Source organism: Amycolatopsis sp. NPDC051903 (assembly GCF_044452505.1).
Lineage (GTDB): Bacteria > Actinomycetota > Actinomycetes > Mycobacteriales > Pseudonocardiaceae > Amycolatopsis.
Map to the genome: position 1 here is coordinate 538,655 of NZ_JBITBT010000003.1, position 24,650 is coordinate 563,304.

Sequence of the window (24,650 nt, forward strand, 5' to 3'; positions counted from 1 at the left end):
CTGCCCGTGAGCGAGCAAGAAGGAGCGGGCGGCGAGAGCACTCTCACCGTGCTGCTGGCCGGCGGCGTGAACCTGGCGATCGCGATCCTGAAGCTGATCGCCGGCATCATCACCGGATCGGGCGCGATGCTGTCGGAGGCCGCGCACTCGGTGGCCGACACGATCACCGAAGTCCTGCTCCTCACCGCGCTGAAGCGCTCGGAACGCCCGGCCGACCGGATGCACCCGTTCGGCTACGGCAAGGAGCGCTACTTCTGGTCACTGCTCGCGGCCGTCTCGATCTTCGCCTCCGGCGCGATGTTCGCGCTGTACGAGGGTTTCACCACCGTCTTCGGCGAGCCGGAGGAGCAGACCAACCCGGTCGTCGCGTACGGCGTGCTCGCTGTGGCGTTCGTGCTCGAGGGGATCTCGTGGCTGCAGGCGATCCGTCAGGTCCGCAAGGAGTCGAGGGCCGAGCGCCGCTCGTTCTTCGCCTACCTGCGCATGATCGACGACCCCGCGCCGAAGACCGTGCTGTTCGAGGACTCCGCGGCGCTGATCGGTCTGCTGCTCGCGTTCGCCGGCCTCGGGTTGCACCAGCTCACGGGCTCGTCGCTGTGGGACGGGCTCGCGTCGATCCTCATCGGTGTGCTGCTCGCCTGCGTCGCGTACCTGCTGGGCCGGACCAACCGCGGCCTGCTCATCGGCCGCCAGGCCGACCCGCGGATCGTGCGCGGCGTGCGTGACCACCTCAACGCGGCGCCGGAGATCGAGGCCGTGGTGGACCTGCAGACGATGCTCATGGGCACCGACCAGGTCCTGGTGTGCGCTCGCGTCGACTTCGACGATTCACTCGGCGCGGCCGACGTCGAATCCGCCTGCGTGCGCCTGGCCGGCGAGCTGGCGGAGAAGTTCCACGACGTCACCGAGGTGTTCATCGAGCCGGTGCCGCGGACGGACCCGAAGCTGCGGGCGACCGTGCTCGCGCGCTACGGCGACCTGAGCACCCGCCCGATCGAGGGTCGTCAGTAACCGAAGTCCTGCGTCCAGTACCAGCCGCCGGTGTTCACCCCGACACCGAGCTTCGTCAACTGGCAGTTGAGGATGTTCGCGCGGTGGCCACTGGAGTTCATCCACAGCTGCATCACCTGCTTGGCGCTCGTCGCGCCCTTCGCGATGTTCTCGGCGCCCGGTTTGTCGTAGCCGGCGTCGCGGATGCGGTCGTCGAAGTGCTTGCCTTCGGGGGTGTCGTGGGAGAAGTAGTTGCGCGCGGACATGTCGTCGCTGTGGTCCTGCGCGGCCGTGTCGAGGTGGGACTCCTCGTCGACGGGATCGCAGCCGGCCTTCGCGCGCTCCTTGTTGACGAGGTCGACGACCTGTCCGGCCATCGACGGGTTGTTGCCACGCCCTCGCCCGGGCGGATTCGGGGGACCGGGCGGTGCCGGGGGGTTCTGCGCGGGGCGCGCGGGGTCCGGTGAGGTCGTGGCCGCCGGGCCCGGGGCGGCGGGCGGCGGGACGGCCGAAGTCGCGGAGCTGTCGGGGGCGCCTTGCGACGGGGCACCACCCGGCCCGGGGGCGGGGTTCGCGCCGGGGGTGGACGACGTCGGCGGCTTCGCGTAGGGATCCACCGGCGGCACGCCACCCAACGGGTCGGGCCGGTCCGCGGACACGCTACTGAGCGTGGCCGCGCTGGGTCTGTCGTGGAGCCACAAGGTCCCCCCGGCGGCGGAGAAGCCGCCGAGGAGAACACTCAGGGACACCAAAACCACGCGACCACGCGCACCAATGGGGGACACGGGCGTGGAACGTATCACGAACCGATTACGACCGTTACCCCCGAAAGGCGGAGCGCGGTTTTCGATCAAGAACCGGAAATGATCAAGAAACGTCCTCGATCGCGGTGCCCTTGGTCTCGCGGATGAACTTCAGCGCGAACGGGATCGACAGCAGGGCGAAGGCCGCGTAGATCCAGTACGTGGCGCTCAGGTTCCAGTTGCCCATGCTCGGGAAACTCACCGTGACCAGCCAGTTCGCCACCCAGTTCGCGGCCGTGCCGATCGCCAGCGCGGCGCCGCGGATGCGCAGCGGGAACATCTCGCCCAGCAGCACCCACAAGATCACGCCCCACGACAGCGCGAACGAGATCACGAAGACGTTCGCGAACACGAGCGCGACCGGTCCCCACGCGCCGGGGAGACTCAACTCACCGTTCACGGTCTGCGCGTTGCCGAACGCGATCGCCGCGACACCGAGCCCGATCGCCATGCCGACCGAACCGATGAGCAGCAGCGGTTTCCGGCCGACGCGGTCGATGAACGCGATCGCGATGAACGTGCCGATGATGTTGATGACCGGGCTGACCATGGAGATCAGCAGCGAATCGGTGTTCTGGCCGACCGAGTGCCACAACGTGTCGGAGTAGTAGAAGATCACGTTGATGCCCACGAACTGCTGGAACGCGGCGAGCGCGATGCCGATCCAGACCACGGGCAGCAGGCCGAACTTGCCGCCGACGAGGTCACGCACCGTCGAACGCCGCGCGGTGCGCAGGCCGCGGCGGATGTCGGCGAGCTTGGCGTCGAGGCCCGCTTCGCCTGCTGCGCCCTCCACGTCAGCCAGCACCTTGCGCGCCTTGGCGTCCTTGCCGATCGAGAGCAGGTAGTGCGGCGACTCGGGGATGATCGAGGCGAGCACGAAGTAGAGCACCGCGGGCACGGCCGCCGCGCCGAGCATCCACTGCCACGCTTCGAGGCCGCCCAGCGAGCCGTTGAGGTCGTGGGAGCCGTCGGCCAGAGCGGGTGCGGCGTCCTTGATGACCCAGTTGACCAGCGCCGAGACACCGATGCCGAGCACGATCGCCAGCTGTTGCAGGCTCGCGAGCCGGCCGCGGTACGCGGGTGGCGCGACCTCCGCGATGTAGGCCGGGCCGATCACGGACGCGACGCCGATCGCGATCCCGCCGACCACCCGCCACAGCGCGAGGTCCCAGATGCCGAACGGGAACATCGCGCCCAGCGCGCTCACCAGGAACAGGATCGCGGCGATCTGCATCGTGCGGATCCGGCCGATGCGATCGGACAGCAGCCCGCCGAACCACGCGCCGACGGCCGAGCCGATCAGCGCGCTCGACACGGTGAGGCCCGTGGCGGCCGCGCCGACGTCGAAGTGCTTCTGGATGCCGAGCACGGCACCGTTGATGTTGGAGCTGTCATAGCCGAACAGGAACCCGCCCACGGCCGCCGCGCCCGCGATGAACACGACGTGGGCGAGGTGCTGCTGGCCCGCTCGTTCGCCGGAACCGACGTCGGTCACGACCCCACCAACTCCTCTCGAAGATCGCTTACCCCTCGAGGGAACTCCTGCCCGGAGCTGGATCGTGTCAGTGGCGGGGGTGACGTCCCGCACCCGGCGCCGGCCGCGGACGCCGCGTGAGACGGAGGAACAGGGCGCCGGTCGCGAGCAAGGACAGGCTGGTCAGGGCGTAGATCCAAGGGTCGGGATCGGGGCCGGGGAGGGGGTCCGCAGTGGCCTCGGCGAGGGGCTTGGGTGAGACGATTTTCACCACGGCCTGCGCGCGTTCGGTGAATTCTTGACCGCCCGTGTCCGGTTGGGCCGTGACGGCGATCTTGTCCGCGAGCGTCCCGGCGTGGGGTGCGGTGGCCGTCCGGGTCCATTCGCGGCGATCGCCCGGGTCGAGGCGGTGGCCCTGGACCGTGAGCGGTGCGGTGCCGGTGTTGGTGGCGGTGACCAGGAACGTCACGGTGTCGCCGGGGTTCGCGGCGGGGTCGGCCCGTTCGGTGAGGGAGAGCGCGGGTTTCCCCGGTTTCGCCGGCGTGACGACGGCGGGCGCGGAGCCCAGGACCTCGGTGGTGGCCGTGGTCGTCGCCGTGAGCGCGTGGCCGGTGGGGTCGTGGGCGGTGGCCGTCGTGTCCTCGACGAGGTCGACGCGGGCGGTGCGGGTGCAGGCGCGAACGGTCGTCCCGCCGGCTCGAAGGTTGCCGACGGTGAACGCGCAGGCCGGGTCGGCGGCGCGAACGGTCACGTCGGTCAGGGGCACGTCGCCGGTGTTGCGGACGGTGGTCAGGTAGGTGACCGGGTCGCCCGGGCGGATGGGCTGGCGGAGGTGGTCACTCGTGATCACCAGGCCGGGGTGGACGACGTCGAGCTTCGCGTCGGCGGTGGTCGTGACGGGGGCGCCGCGGCCCGGCGTGGCGGTGACCTGCGTGGTGTCGGTGGTGCTGCCGGTCGCGGTGGTCGTGCACGGGTAGCGCCGGATGCCGTTGACCGGCAGCGTCGCGAACGTCCGGGCGCACTCCGGCGCGCCCGGATCGGTGACGCGGACGTCGTGCAGTTCGGTGTCACCGGTGTTGGTGAGCACGACGTCGAACCGCACCGAGTCGCCGGGGCGGAACGGGCCGCCGTCGACGCGTTTGTCCAGTGTCAGCTTCGGTTTCAACACCACGAACGACGCCTGCGCCGAGGCCGTCACCGCGCGCTGGGTCGGGTCGGTTCCGGTGCCGGTCGTGGTGCTGGTGAAGCCGGTCGCGCTCGCGGTGGTGGTGCAGCGGTAGGTTTCCTCGGCGTCGGGGGCGAGGGTGGCGGTGTGGTGCGCGCAGGCCGGGGTGTGATCGTCCACAACGGACACGTTCGCGAGCGGGGTGTCGCCGACGTTCTTGACCAGCACGGAAAACGTGACGGTGTCGCCCTGGTGGACCTGGTACGGCTCGGCGTCGGTCATGATGGCGAGCTCGGGGTGGATGACGTCGACTGACGCAGTGCCAATTGCGGTGACCGGCCGGGTGGTGGGGTCGTTCGCGGTGGCGTTGACCGTGGTCGTGAAGTCGTCGGGCGCGGCCTTGATCGGGCAGGTGTAGGTCTCGACGGCGCCGGGTGCGAGCTGGTCGTAGTCCTTCGGGCAGCCGGTGAGCGTGAGCTTCGTGAGCGGGACGTCGCCGGTGTTGGAGACGACGACGGTGACGGTGACGTCGTCGCCGGCGCGCGCTTGTGGCGGCGCGGCGGTGGGTTTCACGGTGAGCGCGGGGTGGATGACGTCGATCGTGGCGTCGGCCGTCGCGGTGAGCGCCGGGCCGATGGCGGGCGTGCCGGTGACGCGGGCGGTGAGCACGGTGTCGTCGGCGGGCGCGGGCGAGGTGCAGTCGTAGGACTGCTTCGCACCGGGGGCGAGCGTGCCGAACGTCTTCGCGCACGCCGGAACCTGGTCGTCGGTGACCTGGACCTTGGTGACGGGGGTGTCGCCGGTGTTGGTGACGGTGAGCGTGGTGGTCACGGCGTCGCCGGCGCGGAAGGGACCGCCGTGCCCGGTGCGGGTGAGCGACAGCCCGGGGTGCAGGACGGTGAAGCTCGCGTCGGCCGAGGCCGTGACGGCACCGCCGAGCGGGTCGGTGCCGGTGACCTTCGCGGTGTTGGTGTAGCCGTCGTGGCCGGCTCGGGTCGTGCAGGTGTAGTTCTCGGTGGCGCCGGGCGCGAGCGTGGTGGCGGGGCGGGCGCAGGTCGCCGTTCGATCGTCCACAACGGACACCTTCGTCAGCGGGACGTCGCCGCTGTTGCGGACGGTGAGCGTGAAGGTGACGGGGTCCCCTTCGCGCACCTGCTGCGGCGCGATCGTCTGGCTGATCGTGACCGCCGGGTGGATGACGTCGACGTGGGCTTCGGCGGTCGCGGTGACCGGGCGGTTCGCTGGGTCGGTGCCGGTGACGACGGTGGCGCTGGTGAGGTCGTCGCCGCCGGCGTGGGTGCAGGTGTAGGTCTGTTTCGCCCGCGGGGCAAGGGATCCGAGCCGCTTGGCGCACTCGGGGGCGGCGGCGTCGGCCACGGAGACGTCGTGCAGTTCGACGTCACCGGTGTTGGTGGCGGTGACCGTGAACGTCGCCGGTTCGCCGGGCCGCACGACCGACGGTGCGACGGTCTGGGTGAGCGCGACGGCCGGGTGGATGACGTCGACGCTCGCTTCGGCGTTCGCCGTCACGACCGGTCCCACCGGGGGCGTCGCGGTGACGGTGAGCGATTCGGTGACGTCGTCGGCGGGCGCGGTGGTGGTGCAGGTGAACGTCCACGTGGCGGTGGCCGGCAGCGTGTCGTGGTCCTGTGGGCAGGCGTCGGCGGCGACGTGCAGCTTGGTGAGCGGCACGTCGCCGGTGTTCTTCACGGTGACCCGCACCGGCACGCTGTCGTGTTCGTGGAATGGTCCACCTTGGACAGTCGCGCCGAGCGTGACGGCCGGGTGCTGCACGGTGAACGAGGCGTCGGCGGACGCCGTGACTGCGCGGCTGGTCGGGTCGGTGCCGGTGGCCGTGACGGAGTTGGTCAAGCCGTCCTTGCCCGCGACCGCCGTGCAGGTGAGGGTCCGCTTTCCTTGCGGGGCAAGGACTCCGACGGGTTTGGCGCAGTCGGGGATCCGCGTGGCGGCGAGGCCGACGTCGTGGAGCGGGGTGTCGCCGGTGTTGCTCACCGTGACGGTGAAGGTGACGGGGTCCCCTTCGCGCACCTGCGCGGGCGCGGCGGATTGTGTGACGGCGACGGCGGGGTGGATGACGTCGATCTTCGCGTCGGCGGTGCCGCTCAGTACCCGGCCCAGCTCGTCCTTGCCGGTCGCGACCGCGGGATCGGTGACGTCGTCGGGTGGTGCGAGCAGGTCGCACTGGTAGGTCCGCTCGGCCTGCGGGGCGAGCGTGCCGAACTTCCGCACGCAGCCGGGGGTGCGGTCGTCGGCCACCGCGACGTCGTGGAGCGGCGCGTCGCCGGTGTTCTTCAGCGTGACGGTGAAGGTCACGCGGTCCCCTTCGCGCACCTGAGCCGGCACGGCCGTCTTCGTGAGCGACAGGGCCGGGTGGATCACCTTCGCGGTCGCCGACGCCGTGTCGGTCACCGGTTGCCCGGACAGGTCGGTGCCGGTCGCCGTCACGGTGTTCGTGCTGGTCTGGGCCGGTTTCTCGGCACAGGGCCAGCTCTGCTGCGCGCCGGGCGCGAGCGCGCCGAACCGCCGGGAGCACGCGGGTGCGCTCGCGTCGGCCACGTCGACGCTGTTGAGGGGGCTGTCGCCGCTGTTGCGCACGGTGATCGTCCACGTCACCGGGTCCCCGGCGTGAACCACAGCGGGGTCGACCGTTTTGGTGACGTCGATGCCCGGCGCGATGACGGGGACCTTCACGTCGGCTGCCGCCGTGACCACCTTGCCGAGCGGGTCCGTGCCGGCCACGGAAGCGCCGGTGTCGGGCACCGGCGCCTTCGCCGTGCACGTCGCCGTGGTCTGCTGCCGCGGCGCGAGCGTCCCGATCGTGCGCGCACACGGGCCGACCTTCGCGTCGGTGACCGCGACGTCGTGCAGCGGCACGTCGCCGGTGTTGGTGGCGGTGACCGTGAACGTCACCGGGTCGCCGGCGCGATAAGCCGGTTTGTCGATTTGCTGCGTCAGGGAAATCGCGGGGTGCACGACGTCGACGCGAGTGGTGGCGGTGCCGTCGAGCGCATCACCGAGCGTGCTGGTCCCGGTCACCTTCGCCGCGCTCGTGACGTCGTCGTCCGGCGCCGTCACCGGGCACTGGTAACTCGTGCTCGCGCCCGCGGCGAGCGTGCCGATCTTCTTGGCGCACGCGGGAAACCGGTCGTCGGTGACCTCGACGTCGTTCGCCGCGGTGTCGTTCGGGTTCGTGACGCCGACGGTCACGGTCACGTGGTCACCCGCGTGCGCGCGCGGCGGGTCGGCGTGCGTCGCGAGCTGCAAGTCGGGCACCGGCACGGAGAACACGAGGTTCTGCGCGACGAAGTCGTCGCCGGTCGTGCTGAACGCGAGCTTCGCGCTCGTCGCGCCGCTGGGCACGGCGTCGCTGTTCAGCGCTTTCGCGTCCACGCCGAAGGTGTTCTCGGCGGCGGGCTTCGCGGCGTTGTCCGCGGCGGCGACGAAGAAGTTGTCGGGCGCGCCGGTGCCGGGTTCCGCGATGGGCTTGTCGTTGATCAGGAAGCGGTCACCGGTCGTGCCCCAGTCGCCGCCTTCGGCGGTCACCCCGACGTGCGCGTCGGCCGACGCCGCACGGAATCCCGTGACGGTCGTGGTTGCGGCGGGACCGTTCGCGCTCACAGCTTCGTGCCCGTCGTAGACGTACACCGCGCGCTTGCTCGGGGCGTACTGCGGATCGCGGTCCGGGTACGCGAACACGACCGCCACCGACCAGCCGCCGCCGCACCCGCGTCCGGCGGCGGTCCAGACGTTGCCGGCGGTCAGCGTGACCGGCGCGCCCGTCGGCACGTTCGCGAACTGCCCGGTCACGTCGGCGTACGCGGAGTAGAACTGTGGATCCTGCGCGAAGGAACCGGGCGCGACGTCGGCCGGTTTGCCGCTGCCGACCGAAAACCGCACCGCTTGCGCTTTCGCGTCGCCCGGTGGGCGCGGGCACGTCGTCGCCAGCGACCCGCCCCAGCTCAGCCGCGCGAACGCGACCTTCGCCCCCGGTGGGATGGTGACCGACGCCGTGGCGGAGTCGAACGTCGCGGCGTCGCCGTCCACATCGGACCAGGTCAGCGCGAAGTCGCTCGCGGGCCTCTTCGTCTCGCGGTTGGCGGCCTTCGCGCATTCGGCGTCACCGGACGCGCACCGCACCACGCTGTTTCCGGCGTACAGGAAATCGCCGTACACCACATCGCGGTAATTCTGCTGGAATCCCTTGACGACGTCGGCGTGCGCCGCCGGGGTGAGGAAGGTGGCCAGGAGGCCGAATATCGCGAGCAGTCTTTTCCCGGCCGAGCCCATGCCCGCGAGCTTTCCACGAACCGGTGAACGGAACGCCTTTTCGCACCCGGCCGTGGCCGGGCTTCACTCCAGAGAGCGACCGGTGGGACCTGTGGGTGACGGTCAGCGCCAGGTGTCGACCCGGTGGAAGTTCTTGTACGCGCGGCTGGGCGTGGGGCCGCGCTGGCCCTGGTAGCGGGAGCCGGCCTCCTTCGAGCCGTACGGGAACTCCGCCGAGCTCGACAGGCGGAAGATGCACAGCTGGCCGATCTTCATGCCCGGCCAGAGCGTGATCGGCAGGTTCGCGACGTTCGACAGCTCGAGCGTGATGTGGCCGGAGAAGCCGGGGTCGATGAAGCCGGCCGTGGAGTGCGTGAGCAGCCCCAAGCGGCCGAGCGAGGACTTGCCCTCGAGGCGGCCCGCGAGGTCGTCGGCGAGCGTGACCAGCTCGAACGTGGAGCCGAGCACGAACTCGCCCGGGTGCAGCACGAACGGCTCGTCGCCCTCCTTCTCGACGAGGGAGGTCAGCTCGTCCTGCTGCAACTGCGGGTCGATGTGCGTGTACTTGCTGTTGTCGAACACCCGGAAGAACCGGTCGAGGCGCACGTCGATGCTCGACGGCTGGACCATGGCGGGGTCGAAGGGGTCGATGCCGAGCCGGGCGGCGTCGAGCTCTTTGCGGAGGTCACGGTCACTGAGCAGCACGGACGAAGCCTAACGGCAGGACTCACGCGGCGCGCACGTGCTGCCGCAACGTCGTGTCGAGCTTGAACACCTCGTGCAACCGCTTGAGGTAGCGGCGCCGGCCGACCCCGCCGAGCAGCTCCTGCACCGCGGTCGCGCCCGGGATGAACCGCCGCGCCGTCTCGGCCGCGAAGTTCACCCCGGCCACCGCGACGACGGCCGCCTGGGCGACGGGGTCGTCCGGCAGCTCCAGGAAGTCGGCGTTCTCCTTGCCCAGCACCAGGCGGCTGATCGCGGAGTGCACCTGGACGTTCACGTGCGCGAGCACCTTGCCGGCGGCGCCGCGGCCCTCGCCGATGGCCGCGTGGCTCTCCACCAGCGCCTTGGCGAGCCGCTTCGAGTCGTCGTCGGGGATGAACTCCGTGGCGGCGAGCAGCCAGAGCAGCCGCCACGCGTCGTCCTCGTCCGCGGGCAGCAGCTCCTCATCGACGCCCATGAGCCAGCCGATGTAGCGCCAGAGGTGGAGGATGTCGGCGCGCTCCTGCTCGCTGTAGCGCAGGCCGAGCAGCTGCGTGCCGAACACGTAGACGAGCGAGAAGAGCAGCAGCGTGCCCGCGGTCTGGACCTGGTTGACCGGCCGGTCCCACCGCTCGTAGTCCCAGTCCTCGCGGCTGTTCATCGCGCGCCGGACGTGCGCGTGCACCACGCGGATGTCCACCGCCGCGCGGAAGCCGGAACTGTGGCGGTCCATCGCGCCGGGCGTGGTCACGTCGATCCACCACGCCGCGGTCTCCACGAGCCGCTTCGTGGCCCGCCGCTCGATCTCCCCGGTCCCCACCAACGCCTTCGTCGCCCGCGACGCCAGGTAGCCCCCCATCAACGACATGTCGCCCAGCGGGAACAACCCGAGCAACCCGGCGCGCGTGATCGCCCGCGCCCCCTTCTCCAGCCTCCGCCGATCCACCCAATACGGCGTCGCCTCGACGACGGCCATGAATTCCCGCAGCTCAGGCGCCTCGTCGGTGGCTGTGGTGGCTGTGGTGGCTTCGGTGGCTTCGCCGCTCAACGCCCGCTCGAACCGCTCCCGGTTCCCGGGCTCCCGCGCGAGCCACTCGACGAGCCGATCGGCCGGCCCGTCCTGCCTCTGCGCGAACTCCCTGAGCCGGCTCACCTGGCCCTCGTCCGCGCGCAGGTCCTCGACGCCCCGCAGCCGGGCCACCAGCCGAAACCCGCCCTGCCGGAACAACACAGGGTCGTCCACCACACACCTCCGGCACCACCGACCGTCGGACAACAAGTGTTGTCACTTGCCCCGGCGCCGTCAACCCGCGCCCACTGGACACCCCGATCACGCGGCCGTGTATGCTGGCGGAGCACTGCGGATGTAGTTCAATGGTAGAACATCAGCTTCCCAAGCTGAATACGCGGGTTCGATTCCCGTCATCCGCTCCAAGAACTGTTCTTGCAGCTCAGAAGGGGTGCCTCCCGGATTTGGGAAGCACCCCTTCTGGCTTTCTACGGACCGTTCCAACAACATGCCAGCAACATCAGTCGGTGGCTCCATTTCCGCGCTGTTTCTTCTCCCGCCGGTGATCTTCGATGAGCTTGGAGATCGTCTCGGCGATGCGCTCGCCCGCCTCGTCCGTCGCCCGCTGGTAGATCAGCGCCGCCCGCATGTCGTCGTGGCCCATCCGTGCCATCAGGTCCTTGGTCGACATGCCCGCTTTGGAGGCCCACACATTGCCCGCGTGCCTCAGGTCATGGAAGTGCAAGCCCTTCATTCCCAGGTCCGCCACCACCTCCGTCCACTTCGACAGCTGCGCGAAGTTCGGCCGGCGCAGCGCGTTCCCTTTCTTGCCCGTGAACAGCAGCGCTTCGTCATCCGGTTTCACGAACAGCGCCAGGTGCTTCAAAAGCTGCGGCCGGACCGCGTGCGGAACCGTCACCGTCCGCACACCCGCCCGCGACTTGGGCGGCCCGACCGACAACCCTTGGCCCGGGACGTCGACGAACGCACGCGTCACCCGCACCGTGCTGGCATCCTCCGCGAGGTCGCAGCGCCGTAACGCGGTCACCTCTCCGTAGCGCAGCGAGGTGAAGGCCGCGAGCAGAACCATTGCGGCCCACCGGTCCGGCATCTTCGACGCCAGCTCGAAGACCTGTGCGACCCCGATCAACGGCCGCTCATCCGGCGTCTCTTTGTCGGCCCCCGGCACCTTGCACGGGTTGCGGGTGATGATCGCGTCCGGGTCTACGGCCGTGTTCAAGATCCCGCGCATCAGCCGATAGCTCTTCGCCAACACCGACGCCGAGACGCCCGCCGCGAGCCGCTCCGCCCGCCACTGCCGAATGACCGGAGCCGACAGCCGCCGCAACTCCGTGTCCCCGATGTAAGGAGCGATGTGCTTGCGCAGCAACCACCGGTACAGCTCGGCCGTGCGTGGTCGCAGCCCCGGCCGTTCGTCGATCCACTTCGCCGCATACTCGCCCAATGTCACCTTGCCGCGCTCAGGGTCCGTCCAGTCACCGGCGATGATGACCGCCTCGACACTGTTCAACCAGCGGTCGGCATCCCGCTCGCGCTTGAACCGGTGCGGAGCGAAGTGCCGCCGGCCATCGGGACCGATGTAGCTCGCCTGGTGCTCCCCGAGGCTGGTCTTGCGGATGCTCCCGAAGCGGCGCTTACGTCCCTTACTGTTCGGCATCTCAGGCCACCCTTCCGAGATCCCGCAGCACCGACCCGCGCGTGATCGGCTCGACCCGCCCCGCCTGCATAAACTCCTCCAGATCAGCCACCGCCAGCCGCACGTGCGCGCCAGCCTTGTGAAAAGCGATCCGTCGTTCCGCGATCAACCGCCGCACGAACCGGCCGCCGGTGTTCAGGTATTCGGCCGCTTCGTCGACCGTCAGATACTTGGTTTCCATCGATTCCCCCTTTCCTGGTCAGGCCGCCTGCTGACTTGCCGAAGTTTCTGGCGGTCCGGCCGCCGCCAGTAGCGCCCGGTCGTATTCGGCCTTCCACGCGATACGTTCGGCGATGGCGTGCATGACCAAGTGCGGCCGAGGGGGTACGTGCGGGTCACTGGCGTCGACCTTGCGCCAGACCAGCCGGGCCGGGTCCGGTTGCGGCTTCTCGATGCCCACAGCCGCCAGCGCGTCGAGGACGAACCCGCGCCGGTCGGCTTTGTGGTCCACGAGCGTCTTACCCGACCACTTCCGGGACACCAGCACCCGCCGCCCCGGCAGGCCGAGGGTGGTTCGCCGGTGGGCCCGTCCCTTGCAGTGCCCGGGTGTGGTCTTGCCGGTGGCGCCCTTGGGCTGGATCCCGTAGAGAAGCCAAACCGCGCACCGAGGCGAGCACGGGGTGATGGCCAACTCGGCGTGCAACCGGTCGTGATGATCAGCCAGCGCCGCCGTGTCAGCCTCCACCACTTCCCCGGTCGACTTGGTCAGGTACTTCGTCAAGTAGCCGATGTGGCGGCCGGCCTCTTCACTCCCGCCGAGGATGCCCTTGGAGTGCACCTGCCGCCCGAAGGTCACCACGTGCGCCGGGTGATCGACCTGGTCAACCGCGTCATCCCAGGACACGAGCGGTTGCCGGGTGGCGGGGTCGACGAACCCGCGTTCCGGCCCGTCCCAGACCGGTGGTCGGTCCGTGTAGACGATCTCGTCGTGATTCGGCCACCAGACCTGGTGATAGGTGGCTTCGGTGACCTGCCGGATGACGTCGTGCGGCACCGATCCCCGGATGGCCGCGTGCAGGTGCGGCGCGGTCCGCTTCTGCGGCTCGACCGTGGCGAAGTACTGCACGTCCCAGCCGACTACTCGGCGAAGGTTCTGCCACCACCGATCCACCAACGCCGAGAAGTGCACCGCATCCCGAGCCGCCCGCCGGTAGTCATAGGCGGTCGGATTGACCCGGGCGCCATCACCACGGACCGGGCCGTAGGTGTCGCACGTGAGCGTGACGAACATCGACGGCCGGAACTTGCCTGCGTACTCCCTTCCGACCGTGGTCTTGGCGACCTTCCGGCGAGGCAGGTTCGGCGCTTCCTGCCGCCGCTTCGTCGAACGCTTCACCACCTTCCGAGTGGGCAGCTCGACGGAGGGCAGCCGACCCCGGACACCGAGAGCTCGTACTTCCTCATCCACACCCCGAATCTCCTCGCGCAGCTCCTCGGCCTCGGCCGGGTCCTGGTCGACGACCTCCCGATAAGAGGCGACGAGGTCGGCCCGGTAGGTCAATAGCTCCGTCTGGTCCCCGGTGGGTTCGTCCGGGGTGAGGTCGGGTTCTTCGGTCATGTGCCAGCCCTCACGGCACTGGACCTGCCGCAACGCCTTCGCCTTGCGAGCACAGGGCAGGCACACCGATTCCGCAGTGGACCCGCACGGCACCGGGACATAGCGAATCTCACCGGTGTCCTGGTCGCCCACCTCCATCGTGAACGGCCGCACGCACACCCCGTGCTTCTCCGCCGTCGCCCGGATCACGTCATCAGCCAGCGGCGCCCGCATCCGCTCCGCTCGCGTCTCGCGCATCAGGCCGCCACCTCCCCGGGCGCCATCCAGTCCCGCAGCATGTAGACCGCCATCGGTTGCTTGGCTCCGGCCGGGAGGTCTGGAAAGGTGCTCGGGTCGAACGGGACTGCCCCGAAAACCCGCACCGGGATCCCGCACGGAGTCCGCCCGATAATCGACAGGTGCACCGACACGCCCTGCTGAACTCGCCACAGGGTCGCTGTGACGTCGTCGAGGGTGTTCGCCCACACCAGCAGAGCGCGGGCGACGTCGGACAGCCCGTCCACGTCGAGCTGCACTGTGATCGGCCGCGACCACGCCGTGACGTCGAGAGACGCGACCGGCGGCAGCTGGTGCAGGTCGAGGTGGTCACGGATGGCGTCGAGGAAGACCATCAACTGGTTCACGCGGCCACCCCCTGGCCACGAGCGCCGAGGTCGGCGATCCCGCCGTTGGTGACGTAGTGTTCCAGCGCCTTGACCGTCTCGTCCGACACCCAGCCTGCACGTACACGCAGGGGCTCACGGATGCCCTCGCCCCACACGTAACCCACGCCGGCCTCGGAGTCGCCAATACGGTTGGCCCAGGCACCCCGGTCGTAGGCGCCGTCACCCAGCACCATCCCGACGTGCGTCTTCGAGGTCACCCGCAGACACACCCGCCGCGTGAACAGCTCCCGCACCGGCACCGTGTCCTTCGTCGGCTCCTGCACGTAGCCGCGCACCGACATTCCCAACGCCCGGCCTTGCGTAGTCAGCAGCGCAACCCGTTCCACGATCGCGTCACGCGTCTTGCGATCGGTGTACTTCGTCAGCGCACCGATCTCGTCGAACTCCAGCAGCTCCAACGGGTACTCCGTAGACACCGGGATAGTCCGCACCCGCCCGGCGAAGGCCCGCTTCCGCGACTCCATCTCATCGACCAGTCCGTTCAAGACCTCCAAGGCTTCCGCGCCGGTGACCGCGTAGCGCGAGAAGATCCCCCGTCCGTACGCCAGCTCCATCCCCTTCGGATCGATACCCGACATCCTGACCACGCCCGACCGGATCGCCGAGGCAGCAGAGACGAGCGGGCACCACATCACCGAGTTCTTCCCCGCACCTGACGCACCAGCTGTCAGGCAATGCGCTCCGGAGCCCAGCAGCGGAACCTGCCAGTCATTCCCGTACTCGGTGTGGCCCGACCAGACCTTGCGCAAGTCCACGCCCGTCCGCTCCGCCGCCACCAAGTCCGGTACCGGGAGCGACTGCACCACCGAGCTCAACAAGTCGCGGCGCTGGAAGTCGATCGACACCACGTTGGGCTCCAGCTCCCGCACCTGACACCGCGCGACCTTCCGCGCCACCGCCAACGCCCGAGCCGCCTCGTCGAAGTCCTCCGGCTTCTGGCCGGCCACGAGCTCGACCCGCACCTCATCCCAGGACGGACCTGAGCGCACCTTGAGCACCTTCGGCAGATTCACCCCAGCCCGCGTCGACGTCGAGCGGGACAGCGAACGCCGCCGACCGACGAGGTTCACGTTCACCACCACCGGCATCGCCTCGTCGCGCACCGACAGCCCGCAGGCATGCAGCCAGCCCGGGAGCTTGCGACCATAGACGGCCCAACGAGCCCACCACGAGCGCAGGAAGCGCCAGCACCACTGGTCGAATGAGACCACATCGACGAGTCGCCATAGGCCAAGCGCGGCAGCGATTCCGCCGAGCGTAGCTGCCAGCGAGGCCGACCCCAGGAGCTCAACCCAGAGGTAGGCACCGACGACGGTGAGACTCGTTCGCCAACGCTTGAACACCTGCGCCACGAGCCAGAAGGCGCCTTTGCACAGCCACCACAGCGCCACGAATACGATTGCGGCGGCCGCCAGAGCTTCAGCCACCGTGGCCAATGCACGGCCAATCTTGTGCAGCACCCAGACCCCGAGTCCGAGGCTGGCCAACAGGACCAAGAGAAATCCGGCCGACACGTGCATCACCGGTCACCTCGCCGGACGATGAGGTCCAGCGACAACGCAGCCAAGCAGGGAGCGCACTTCGTCTCGCCCGGCAGGAGCTTCGCGAATCGCTTGCAGGACGCGCACCGCGTTTGGGTGACCCCGTCTAGCGGACGGTTCTTGCCATCGTTTAGCGTTGTCATTGTTCACTTCCGCTGGTTGTGGACAGCGCAGGAGCGGCAAGGTTGGTAGCCAGGTTCCGCTTCTGCGCCTTACGGATCACGAACCTCAAGTGAGGACGCGTTTCATCGCCGCACGTCCAAGCGTGCGGTTTTCGTTGCTTCTATTGACTTTTTGGTCGTCTACATGCGACTAGTTGGTCTGCGACTTCTCCGCCTGGAGCCGTGCCGACATCTCACCCGCTTTCCGTTCCTCGTATCCGACCCAATACATGGCCTCGTGGTGGTGCCACCGATCCACGTCGGCCACGGCGCGGTACATGCGCGCGTTCGACTGGTGAAAAGCCAGCCACGTCAACAGGTTCGCGGTTGGGACAGGCCGGCGTTCGCTCACTGCGTCGTGCGCAGCCCGCAGCGTCTGCGGTTCAGCCACTGTTTTCATCGTGTGTCTCCAAGGCCAATGCACGAGCGTCGAGCAGTGTTGCCAAGTCGTCTGCGTTGTCGCGCAGCTGGCGCAGCAAGTCCGCGCAGCCGGACCACGCGTTGACGTTGTCCGGCGGTACCAGCGTCAGCACGCACGGCGCGCCGGACAGGACCAGGACCGGCGGATGACTTGGGTCAGAGCCGCTCTCCTGCACGGTGAGTTCCGTATCCGGCCCGACGACCCATTGCAGAGTCAGCCTCGCCGGATCTGACACGTTCACGAAGCTCACGCAGCCTTCGGCGATTCGCTGCCCGAGCTGGCGGACCGGGCCGTCTTCGTGCCGGAGCCACCGGCAACGGCGCGGAAGCCCGTCGCCCGGAACGCGTACGACTGGTATTTGAACTCGCCCTGCCCAGCCACCCGCGGTTCCGCCGTCAGCCCCTCCAGCTCCACCGGGCGCATGCCTGGCAGCACCTCACTCGTCGTCGGCACTGGCTGCACGTCCGCGAGGAACGTGATCTCGAACGAAGCACGCTTCGCCTTCGTCTCGGCCGGGTCGGTGACCATCACCTTCCACTGCCGCTTGCCCGTTACCTCGTCGACGCGCTGACGCGTCGGCCGACCGGCGGACCGGTCTTCACGCGACTGGTATTCGTTGTCCGGCGATACCTCGCCCACCATCACCAAGCCCTGCGGGAATGCGTCGTCGAAGTCGATGCCGAACCGGTGTCCCTTGTCGATAGCCATACTGAAATCCCTTTGCTTATTTGCGTTCTCGGATTGCGCTCAGTCGCGCTCTTCAACCCACTGGTCGCCGACAGGAGAGGAGTAGGTGCGTGTACGGTGCTGCGTCTCGCACCACTCACCGAACTCGTTCGCGGCCACGGCAAGGCTCCGCGCGAACCGCGCGGTGTCCATCAGGCCGCCGATCCGAGCCGGTACCTGGATCATGATCGCGGTTTCATCGCCCCCGGCCACCAACTGGCGGACTCCCGGGGAAGGTGACACGACGGCGGCGCCGTATCCGACGAGGGGCTGAATCACCACGTGAATGCCCATGTGCTCTCCCGATGTCTCGGCTTCAACGCGTCCGGTTTGGCGCGCTGAGATCAGGAGACACCCGGGCAGGGAAGATCACCCGGACAAACTGTCCGGGTTGGTTCACACCAGAGCTAGCGGCCGGCCGGAACGGCCTTCTCGATGGCATCCAGCATCGCTGACCAGGGAAGTTCCCGGCCTGGGGCGCTGCGCGGCTCGTGCAGCGGCCAGACGTCGTCGCCGTAGAGCAGGTGCACGCCGACTCGGCGAAGATTCTCGATGTGAATGTCCCAGAACGGCTGACGAGCGTGCGCCGCGTTCACCCGAGGGAAGACCACGACCGGCAAGTTTCGGGTCCCAATCGCCTCGTTGACCTGCGTCAACGCCTGATTGTCGGCAATGCCGAGGGAGAGCTTAGCGACTGTGTTGGCCGAGGCCGGCGTCACCAGGTAGCAGTCCGGAGCCGGGTGTGGGCTGGTCTGCGACGGAGACCGGGCATCGACCCGCACCGGGTAGCCCGTGGCCTCCTCGATCTCAACGAGCGCACCTGACTCAGCCAGCCACTGGCCGGCCGTCGGGGTCAAGGTGACCGCAACCGTCCAACCGGCCGCCTGAGCAGGGCGGATCAGCTTCGCAAGCAGGTCCTCCACCCCACCAGCACCCGAGCCGACGAGCCCCAGAACGCGCGACGTCATGCGCCTACCTCACCGCGCCGCAGCGCTCAGCCAGCGCCAGCAGCGCCGAGGACTTCTTGCCCGCCGATGCCGGGGCGCGGCGGTACATCGACCGTACGACCTCCCGCACCATCGTGTTGTGGCGGACGATCGTTGGGGCCTTGGTCTCCGCGTCCAACAGCACCTGAAGCGCGTCGTCGTCCTTCGCCAGCAGGCTCAGCGCCCGCGCGAAGTCAATCAGGTGCGTGACCTGCCGTTCCACCGGGAGGTGATCGACGTTGACCCGGGGCGCGGTCTCGATCACCTGACTCACGTCGCCAAGGTCCAGGGCAGCCGAGAGCCGGTGGAGCTCGACGTTGGCCGGCCCGAACCCGGTCTGCCAGAAGTTGCCATCCACGCCGAGCTGCTCAGCCGCGCGTCCGGCGTTAGCGAGTAGATCATTCGCCGTCGACCGGTCCTGGTGCCGAGCAGCGGCGACGGCAGTGCGGAGGTAGAGCATGCCGTAGAGGCTCAGCGCCGCCGGGTCACCGGCGGCCATCCTCGGTACCAGCCACTTCGCGGCGGCGTCGCCGAGTTCGAGCGCGTCATCGAATCGGCCCACGGCCAGCAGGGCGTGCGTGCCCGAGCGGGCGGCGGAGGCCAGGACCAGCGGGTCATCAGCGTCGTCCGCGGCTTGCATCGCCCGTTCGGCGGCAATCCAGGAGAGGTCGGCCTCACCGATCTTGCTCAGCGTGGTTGCCGCCAGGTGATGAACCCGCGCTGATACCGCGGCGCACGCGCGCTTATAAGCCGCATCATCGACCGACGCGGCCTCCATGACCTGACTCGTCTTGATCAACCCGGGTAGTGCCGCGACGACCCTGCCAAGCTCACCGTTTTGATAGCTCGACCAGGCGCCTTCCACCAGCTGCGCGACCGGCGCCGGGTCGATGTACTCGGGCGACATGGCCGAGGAGAACAATGTCCGCGACAGCCGCCGGGGTGCCATGAGGGCGTCGCGGATGGCTGGGACGTCGTCGTTCTTCTCCTGGTCCTCCAATAGCACCGGCTCACCGAGCAGGTCACCCAGCGTCACCCGCAGCGCCCGCGCAAGGTCGGCGAGGACATCCAACCTGCGGATATCCCGCTCACCGCGCTCGATCTTGCTCAACCAGTCCTCGGTACGGCCCACCAAGTCAGCAAGCACTGCCTGCGACAGCCCACGCCGCCGCCGGTAGAAGGCGATCCGTTCCCCGATGCTGAGCTGATCCCCCGCACCACGCATAAGGCCAGGCTAACAGCGTCTGCGCGACGCTGCGTACTCCTCGTACGCTACGCGCTAGGTGGTGTTCGCCTCCGTGCGTGCAGATCGCAAGTTCATAACCATGCGGTTCGACCGCCCGAACCGTCGTAACGAGGTACGCCAGCCCGCCGACAACGGTGAGAACGACGAAATCTGGAAAGTGGGCGTGTCGTGAGGACTTTGGGTGTGCACGTGGCTAACGACACTGCGTACCTCGCAATATTCGATGGCGCCACATCGAGTCTCAGCCCTGAGCCGACTTCAATCAAGTTCTCGTCCGCGCTCGATCCGGGGCCGCGATTGATTGCACTGCGTGACGATGTTATGCGGATAATAAAAGGCAACGAGGTGAGCGCCGTGGTGGTGCTGCTTCCCGAGTCGAACTACAGCATGCCGTACGCCAAAGCGGTCGATCGCGCCTCTCTGGAGACGTTGATCTTGCTGGCTGCCGCTGAATGCGATATCTCTTTTCGCCGAGTTTCGCGGCCTCGCTTACGGGCAGAGCTTGAAATTTCGCGCTCTGGAAAACTGGCGGAAATAGCCGACGGATTTCAGGAAGCCGTCGGAGCTTCTTGGCGTGGCAAGCGGAGCTTGGCCGCACTTGCGGCCAGAATTGCTGGCGGTGATCAGCAGTGGTTATCCGCGGTGAACTATTGACTAAGCCGACGTACCTAATTCTGCAGACCCTGCCCGAAGGTAATAATGCCCTTGTCCATCTTGCTTACAACGAGGTCCTAGATAAGCAGGTCGTGCAGAAGACTATTAGCATGCTCGGACTAGCTGATGCGGTAGCGCACGCCGAGCCGCGACTTCTGGATCGACTTGAACATAAGCATTTGGTTCAAGTTAGCGATGCCCAGTGGGATCCCGACAACGTCGCTATCGCCGGCGTTACCTTCATAATGCCATACTACGAGGGTGGTAGTGTTCAAGGTAATCTCATGAAGGGCTACAACTTCAGCGTGGGCGAGGCGGTGAGGATAGCAGCTCAAGTCCTCGATGCCTTGGACTATTTGCATACCGAAAAGAGAATCTTGCATCGAGATTTGAAGGTAAGCAACGTATTTCTCAGCACAGACAAGAAGACTGCGTATTTGGGCGACCTAGGCAGTGCTGCCGAGATGGATCAAAACGGTAAGACTGAAGCGCGAAGTGGGACCGCCCTGTATCGACCGCCAGAATGTAGTGATGGCCACTACGGTGTTCCTGGCGAGATCTACGGCGTGGGCATGATGCTGCTCGAAATGCTCAATGGCCGGTATCCTTATGAGGATATTGATGCAAGCCAAGTTTTGAAACGAAATACTGAGGGAACCCGTTCGCTGCCAAAGAAGTACTTTGAGCCTGGAGTCCACGTGCCTGGGCCTCTTTGTCGCCTAATTCGTCAAATGGTCAACATCAACCCATCAATGCGCCCCAAGAGCGCTGCCGCCGCGAAGCGTTCTTTGCAGGGAATTCCACACTTGAACTGGCGGTTAAGCGACTCTGGCGAACACGAATTCGACCACGTATGGACCGGGGAGAAGCGGAACGAGAAAACCGGAAAGCTTAGATTCTACGAGGTGCGAGCGCGCAAACCCGAAAACGCACCACCCAGAATCGGTCAGTTCGAGGTAAGTGCACGGTGGAGAAATGGCGAGTCTGAAGTCTGGCGCGGAATGCCAGCACTCGGAATTCGTTCCACAGAGACCGGTTCACAAGAATGGCGAAAAATATTCAAATCTGTTTCTGACCTAGCCCACAGGTGGGCAGCTAAATGAACAATCCTGCGAGTCTCCGAGTTCAGTTCGTCCCACAACTTACGCCGTGAGTCACTGGACCATCCGAGGACAAATGTGGGGTTTGTTTCCTTGTCCAGAACACAAATTTCGTCCGACGCAGCCAACTTCCACAGTGCGGAAGTCACTCCGGCCACTCGGCGACCGACTTCTGGATCGGGTGTGACTGTGAGTGATGGCAGTTCCTCGTTGTCTTCGGACGCCGCGAGGAAGACGAGTGCTCGATGCAGAGCTGTGTGATCCCTGGCATCGAAAGTCCTCGGGCCACCTTCGGCAGCCATGAGTGCGATCAGGTCCGACATGCCGAGGACAGTCACAGCGCCACCCCTACCTCTGCGTACCCGACTTACCACCATAACGTCAGTCGCGCCTGTTCGCTGATCGTTACAAGATCGCGAGTGGCCTTCTTAACGAATCTGACTTGCCGAACTTGGCTCTATGGGATCAAGGGCGCGCCGCGAGCGGGCGGCACGCCGGTGCGGTACCGAGCCGCTCACCTGGGCGACCGCCACCGCTCCGGCACGGCGGGCTGCCGCTCCGCTTCGCCCACCGGCCGGGCGGCGCGGTCGCTAGTGGGGCGCGTACGTAGCGCCGCCCGTCGACGTCGCGCACGCGCCAAACAGCCAGGGTCGGAGCCTCCCCATCACGAGCCATGACGTCGTGGTCGCTCTCAGAGCCGCGAGCGTTACGTACAGAGGTCGCCAGGCTCTACCCCGAAGCAGGATCGTGACAACGGCCAGTGAGGCAAGCCATGACGATCAGGCGGGCACCTGCACAAAGCCGAGCCCGGCGGCCCTTCACGCCGCCGGGCACCGACCTCTGTTTACCGGCGGCGGAACAGCGACTTCACCAACTCCAGCCCCAGCCGGCTGAACGCCGATAACACCTTCATAGCGGCCTCGCTGGGCTCCTTCGCTTTCCACACTGCGGTCCACACAACAGCCGCAACCAGCAGGAAGGCGCCAGCCAAGCACCCCGGCACTACCCAAGCCATGTTCAAACATTCCCTTCAGTGACTTGTACACACCAACTGAAGGGGGGAGGCGCTCGCTCTCCGTTAGGCATAAGAGGGGGACACGGAGCATCCCTTGCCCAGTGTGTCAGAGCCCGGATGGTCGCTCTGCGACACCTCGCCTCCGGCGGCCAGGGCGCTGCCCTGGACCCGGCACCGCTTCGGAGATCAGCCGAAAGTCCAACACCGGTGATCTCCCCACGGCGCGCCCGAGGGCAGCCAGACCGAGCGGCACCGATCAAGGGCGCTACGCGGCCTCCGGCAAACCCTTGACCGGCGCCACCCGGCCAGGCAGGGGTGAACCCGCGCCGCGAGGAGATCACCTCAGCCCCAGGTCACTGGGGCAGTTCCCAGCAACATCCCAACAACATGCCCCGGTCAACCACGGTCAACAGAGGTACCCCGCGCACATGCTCAACCGCAGGTCAGGGGCACTTTGCAGGCGTCAACGGCTGGTTCCCAAGCTGAATACGCGGGTTCGATTCCCGTCATCCGCTCTCTTGCATTGTTTTGCGGCTTCGAAGGGGTGTTTCCCGAGTTTGGGAAGCACCCTTCTGCCTTTTAGGTGCTGTTCCAACAGCATCCCAGCAACGCCAGTCGGCATTCCATTTCCGCGCTTCATCTTCGGACGCATCCGGCCTCACGAGCAGCGCAAGGTTCCTCAACAACTACGGCCGCACGTGGAACTCGGCGCGGGGGCCAACGCGTGGCGGTGCTCCGCGCCACCGGCGAACGTGCCACGCGTCCACCAACTGGCGGAGTCACGAGCCGACGCCGCCGTGCCAGACTGTCCTTGTCAAGTCGTCTGCGCTTGTCTCAGTGATCGCAAGCTCTGACAGCTCTCGGTTGGCTGTGGAAGCACAGGCGTTCCTTCTTCTAGCAGCAAGGACGACGCGGCATGTGCCTGCGCGCGTATTTCCTTGCCCACGAGGGGAGAACGCGGCATGTCCGCCTCTACGTATGCCCTTGTCAGCGTGCCCGCGTCCATCGCGGTGATTACGCTGCTACTCCGACACGGACCGTCTGCCCTGCTCACCATCGTCGCCGGCGTTGTCGCTGTGCTGGTCCCGGGCAAGCGCAGTGACCGTGCGCTTGCCGTGCTACGCCTACTTCAGACGACCTCCCATGCAACGCGCGACCGGAGGCGTTGTGGCAACCGGCCGGCCGGACAGGACAACGTCCGTCGATACCGCGCTACGACGGAAAGGCCTGTCCATCCCCCTTGCAGCCACGACGTCACAACGCGGTAGGCACCTCAGCCCCGGACCCAGAGCCGCCAGCCCTGTGCTGGGTCGTGACAACGGCCGGCAGAAAAGGGAGTGAGGGCGCTTCCCGAATCAGGAAAACGCCCCCACTCTCTTCTTGTCCCGCCCCGACTACGGGACAATCCTCGCCATGACGCGGCTCGCGGATCTGATCACCGACGTCCTGGCCATCCTGCGTGCCGGCGAGCACGACACGAGCTGGAGCAGCTACGAGACCACCGCTGACGCCGTCGAGGAGCTCGAGGGTCTCCGGCCCCGGGTCGAGGCGGGGGAGCGGGAGGCGGTCGAGCGGTTCAAGTTCCTCTGCCTCCCGACTGGTGCGATCGAAGAGATCGCCGTTTCGAGTGGTTGGAGCCGTCAGTGGGTCGAGCTCGTCAACGAGAAGTACCGGGATGCGTTCAATCCACAGTAGACGCTCAGACCTCGTCGCCCACGTCGAGTTTGCGGTAGAAAGTCACTTCGGGTTCGGTGGTGACGCTGGCGGCCGCCATGACGGCGGCGATGCGTTCGCCGGCTTCGGCGAAGAAGTCGTGGAAGGACTGCTCGTCCGGCCAGGTGTCGACGACGAGGAGTTCTGTGTCGGTCGCCCAGAACTGGTGGGTGATGAGGCCGTGGGCCTTCGCGGTGGCGATGATGGACTGCGTGTTGCGCGGGTCGGCGGCTGTGGCTTTTTCCAGCTGGGCACCGTTGCCGGCGACGCGGAGGAGCATCAGGGTCGGCATGGGGATCACGCCCAAAACGCGTCGTCGGTGGACTCGTCCGACGCGACGTCCAGGAGGTCGGTCGCCTTGCCGTCGCGGATACGGAAGACGAGGGCGTGGCGGGTGTCGAGGTGTTTGTCGCCGCGTTTGCCGGTGGAGCGGTAGACGGTGATGACCTGGTCGTCGTTCGCGTAGAGCTCTTCCAGCGAAACACGGAGCGTGCCGTTCGACCGCGAGCCGAGCTCCCCGTACAGGGCGAGGATCGCCGCGCGGCCCTTGTGGTCGCCCGAGAACACGTTGTGCCCGGGCATGTGCTGAACGGCGTCGTCGGCGAGGAGTTCGGTCAGCGTCGCGACGTCACCTGAGGAAAACGCTTCGTAACCGCGCCGGACGAGTGTCGCGTTGGGATGTTCGGCCATCGTGGCCCCCTCTGCGTGAACAAA

General features: G+C 67.4%; 23 protein-coding genes and 1 tRNA gene. 6 read left to right on the top strand and 18 right to left on the bottom strand.

The genetic code is table 11. The features are described from left to right. The first annotated feature begins 6 nt into the window (after window positions 1-6). Window positions 7-1,011: a cation diffusion facilitator family transporter gene (locus ACIA77_RS10150; protein ID WP_395885455.1), complete on the top strand. Its 1,005-nt coding sequence runs from the start codon at window positions 7-9 to the stop codon at window positions 1,009-1,011. Here the strand turns inward: ACIA77_RS10150 and ACIA77_RS10155 are convergent. The 5 genes from ACIA77_RS10155 to ACIA77_RS10175 form a co-directional block, all read right to left on the bottom strand. Continuing rightward, window positions 1,005-1,649: a CAP domain-containing protein gene (locus tag ACIA77_RS10155; protein WP_395885456.1), complete on the bottom strand. Its 645-nt coding sequence runs from the start codon at window positions 1,647-1,649 to the stop codon at window positions 1,005-1,007. The genes ACIA77_RS10150 and ACIA77_RS10155 overlap by 7 nt on opposite strands. Window positions 1,650-1,857: 208 nt before the next feature. Continuing rightward, a complete protein-coding gene (locus ACIA77_RS10160) occupies window positions 1,858-3,291 on the bottom strand; it encodes a sugar porter family MFS transporter (RefSeq protein ID WP_395885457.1) in 1,434 nt (477 codons plus the stop codon). Between the two features lie 67 nt (window positions 3,292-3,358). Then, window positions 3,359-8,743, bottom strand: coding sequence for a hypothetical protein (locus tag ACIA77_RS10165; protein ID WP_395885458.1), 5,385 nt, complete (start codon window positions 8,741-8,743; stop codon window positions 3,359-3,361). A 102-nt stretch (window positions 8,744-8,845) separates the two neighbouring features. After that, window positions 8,846-9,427: a dCTP deaminase gene (gene dcd / locus ACIA77_RS10170; RefSeq protein ID WP_395885459.1), complete on the bottom strand. Its 582-nt coding sequence runs from the start codon at window positions 9,425-9,427 to the stop codon at window positions 8,846-8,848. Between the two features lie 22 nt (window positions 9,428-9,449). Then, on the bottom strand, window positions 9,450-10,670 hold the full coding sequence (locus ACIA77_RS10175; RefSeq protein WP_395885460.1) for an oxygenase MpaB family protein: 1,221 nt from the start codon (window positions 10,668-10,670) through the stop codon (window positions 9,450-9,452). A 114-nt stretch (window positions 10,671-10,784) separates the two neighbouring features. Between ACIA77_RS10175 and ACIA77_RS10180 the strand changes: the two genes are divergently transcribed. Next, window positions 10,785-10,858: transfer RNA gene (locus tag ACIA77_RS10180), tRNA-Gly, on the top strand. 95 nt (window positions 10,859-10,953) lie between these two features. On the opposite strand, the gene ACIA77_RS10185 is transcribed toward ACIA77_RS10180, so the two are convergent. The 11 genes from ACIA77_RS10185 to ACIA77_RS10235 all read right to left on the bottom strand — a co-directional run bounded on the left by ACIA77_RS10185 (window position 10,954) and on the right by ACIA77_RS10235 (window position 19,433). Continuing rightward, window positions 10,954-12,111, bottom strand: coding sequence for a tyrosine-type recombinase/integrase (locus tag ACIA77_RS10185; RefSeq protein WP_395885461.1), 1,158 nt, complete (start codon window positions 12,109-12,111; stop codon window positions 10,954-10,956). A 1-nt stretch (window position 12,112) separates the two neighbouring features. Beyond that, complete coding sequence (locus ACIA77_RS10190; RefSeq protein WP_395885462.1) at window positions 12,113-12,331, bottom strand: excisionase family DNA-binding protein; 219 nt, start codon at window positions 12,329-12,331, stop codon at window positions 12,113-12,115. An 18-nt stretch (window positions 12,332-12,349) separates the two neighbouring features. Next, window positions 12,350-13,945 (bottom strand): replication initiator, encoded by a 1,596-nt coding sequence (locus tag ACIA77_RS10195; RefSeq protein WP_395885642.1) that lies wholly within the window; start codon window positions 13,943-13,945, stop codon window positions 12,350-12,352. Beyond that, entirely contained in the window at window positions 13,945-14,331 is a 387-nt protein-coding gene (locus ACIA77_RS10200) for a hypothetical protein (protein ID WP_395885463.1), read from the bottom strand. Before ACIA77_RS10200 ends, ACIA77_RS10195 begins: the two co-directional genes overlap by 1 nt. Beyond that, window positions 14,328-15,893 carry an FtsK/SpoIIIE domain-containing protein gene (locus tag ACIA77_RS10205; RefSeq protein ID WP_395885464.1) on the bottom strand — a complete coding sequence of 522 codons (1,566 nt, stop codon included), beginning with the start codon at window positions 15,891-15,893 and terminating at the stop codon, window positions 14,328-14,330. The genes ACIA77_RS10200 and ACIA77_RS10205 overlap by 4 nt, the downstream gene beginning before the upstream one ends. A 333-nt stretch (window positions 15,894-16,226) precedes the next feature. Continuing rightward, complete coding sequence (locus ACIA77_RS10210) at window positions 16,227-16,466, bottom strand: AMED_5909 family protein (RefSeq protein WP_395885465.1); 240 nt, start codon at window positions 16,464-16,466, stop codon at window positions 16,227-16,229. Further along, on the bottom strand, window positions 16,459-16,746 hold the full coding sequence (locus tag ACIA77_RS10215; protein WP_395885466.1) for a hypothetical protein: 288 nt from the start codon (window positions 16,744-16,746) through the stop codon (window positions 16,459-16,461). The genes ACIA77_RS10210 and ACIA77_RS10215 overlap by 8 nt, the downstream gene beginning before the upstream one ends. Further along, the gene (locus ACIA77_RS10220; protein ID WP_395885467.1) at window positions 16,743-17,204 is read right to left on the bottom strand and encodes a hypothetical protein; all 462 of its coding nucleotides are present in this window, start codon (window positions 17,202-17,204) and stop codon (window positions 16,743-16,745) included. Before ACIA77_RS10220 ends, ACIA77_RS10215 begins: the two co-directional genes overlap by 4 nt. A 39-nt stretch (window positions 17,205-17,243) precedes the next feature. After that, window positions 17,244-17,516, bottom strand: coding sequence for a hypothetical protein (locus tag ACIA77_RS10225; RefSeq protein ID WP_395885468.1), 273 nt, complete (start codon window positions 17,514-17,516; stop codon window positions 17,244-17,246). 113 nt (window positions 17,517-17,629) lie between these two features. Then, complete coding sequence (locus ACIA77_RS10230; RefSeq protein ID WP_395885469.1) at window positions 17,630-18,190, bottom strand: flavoprotein; 561 nt, start codon at window positions 18,188-18,190, stop codon at window positions 17,630-17,632. A 4-nt stretch (window positions 18,191-18,194) separates the two neighbouring features. Then, window positions 18,195-19,433, bottom strand: coding sequence for a helix-turn-helix domain-containing protein (locus ACIA77_RS10235; protein ID WP_395885471.1), 1,239 nt, complete (start codon window positions 19,431-19,433; stop codon window positions 18,195-18,197). Between the two features lie 58 nt (window positions 19,434-19,491). Between ACIA77_RS10235 and ACIA77_RS10240 the strand changes: the two genes are divergently transcribed. From ACIA77_RS10240 to ACIA77_RS10255, 4 genes are all read left to right on the top strand, one after another. Next, a complete protein-coding gene (locus ACIA77_RS10240; RefSeq protein ID WP_395885472.1) occupies window positions 19,492-19,626 on the top strand; it encodes a hypothetical protein in 135 nt (44 codons plus the stop codon). 17 nt (window positions 19,627-19,643) lie between these two features. Further along, entirely contained in the window at window positions 19,644-20,108 is a 465-nt protein-coding gene (locus ACIA77_RS10245; RefSeq protein ID WP_395885473.1) for a hypothetical protein, read from the top strand. Next, window positions 20,105-21,211 carry a serine/threonine-protein kinase gene (locus tag ACIA77_RS10250; RefSeq protein ID WP_395885474.1) on the top strand — a complete coding sequence of 369 codons (1,107 nt, stop codon included), beginning with the start codon at window positions 20,105-20,107 and terminating at the stop codon, window positions 21,209-21,211. Before ACIA77_RS10245 ends, ACIA77_RS10250 begins: the two co-directional genes overlap by 4 nt. Before the next feature lie 2,425 nt (window positions 21,212-23,636). Beyond that, complete coding sequence (locus tag ACIA77_RS10255; RefSeq protein WP_395885475.1) at window positions 23,637-23,918, top strand: hypothetical protein; 282 nt, start codon at window positions 23,637-23,639, stop codon at window positions 23,916-23,918. Between the two features lie 4 nt (window positions 23,919-23,922). On the opposite strand, the gene ACIA77_RS10260 is transcribed toward ACIA77_RS10255, so the two are convergent. After that, on the bottom strand, window positions 23,923-24,228 hold the full coding sequence (locus ACIA77_RS10260; protein ID WP_395885476.1) for a hypothetical protein: 306 nt from the start codon (window positions 24,226-24,228) through the stop codon (window positions 23,923-23,925). A gap of 5 nt (window positions 24,229-24,233) precedes the next feature. Further along, on the bottom strand, window positions 24,234-24,626 hold the full coding sequence (locus tag ACIA77_RS10265; RefSeq protein ID WP_395885477.1) for a nuclear transport factor 2 family protein: 393 nt from the start codon (window positions 24,624-24,626) through the stop codon (window positions 24,234-24,236). Window positions 24,627-24,650 lie beyond the last annotated feature (24 nt).

Coding starts and splice junctions, on each gene's coding strand:
- ACIA77_RS10165 (WP_395885458.1), bottom strand. CDS start 8,743: ATGGGCTCGGCCGGGAAAAGACTGCTCGCGATATTCGGCCTCCTGGCC.
- ACIA77_RS10185 (WP_395885461.1), bottom strand. CDS start 12,111: ATGCCGAACAGTAAGGGACGTAAGCGCCGCTTCGGGAGCATCCGCAAG.
- ACIA77_RS10190 (WP_395885462.1), bottom strand. CDS start 12,331: ATGGAAACCAAGTATCTGACGGTCGACGAAGCGGCCGAATACCTGAAC.
- ACIA77_RS10195 (WP_395885642.1), bottom strand. CDS start 13,945: ATGCGCGAGACGCGAGCGGAGCGGATGCGGGCGCCGCTGGCTGATGAC.
- ACIA77_RS10205 (WP_395885464.1), bottom strand. CDS start 15,893: ATGCACGTGTCGGCCGGATTTCTCTTGGTCCTGTTGGCCAGCCTCGGA.
- ACIA77_RS10220 (WP_395885467.1), bottom strand. CDS start 17,204: ATGGCTATCGACAAGGGACACCGGTTCGGCATCGACTTCGACGACGCA.
- ACIA77_RS10225 (WP_395885468.1), bottom strand. CDS start 17,516: ATGGGCATTCACGTGGTGATTCAGCCCCTCGTCGGATACGGCGCCGCC.
- ACIA77_RS10230 (WP_395885469.1), bottom strand. CDS start 18,190: ATGACGTCGCGCGTTCTGGGGCTCGTCGGCTCGGGTGCTGGTGGGGTG.
- ACIA77_RS10235 (WP_395885471.1), bottom strand. CDS start 19,433: ATGCGTGGTGCGGGGGATCAGCTCAGCATCGGGGAACGGATCGCCTTC.
- ACIA77_RS10255 (WP_395885475.1), top strand. CDS start 23,637: ATGACGCGGCTCGCGGATCTGATCACCGACGTCCTGGCCATCCTGCGT.
- ACIA77_RS10260 (WP_395885476.1), bottom strand. CDS start 24,228: ATGCCGACCCTGATGCTCCTCCGCGTCGCCGGCAACGGTGCCCAGCTG.
- ACIA77_RS10265 (WP_395885477.1), bottom strand. CDS start 24,626: ATGGCCGAACATCCCAACGCGACACTCGTCCGGCGCGGTTACGAAGCG.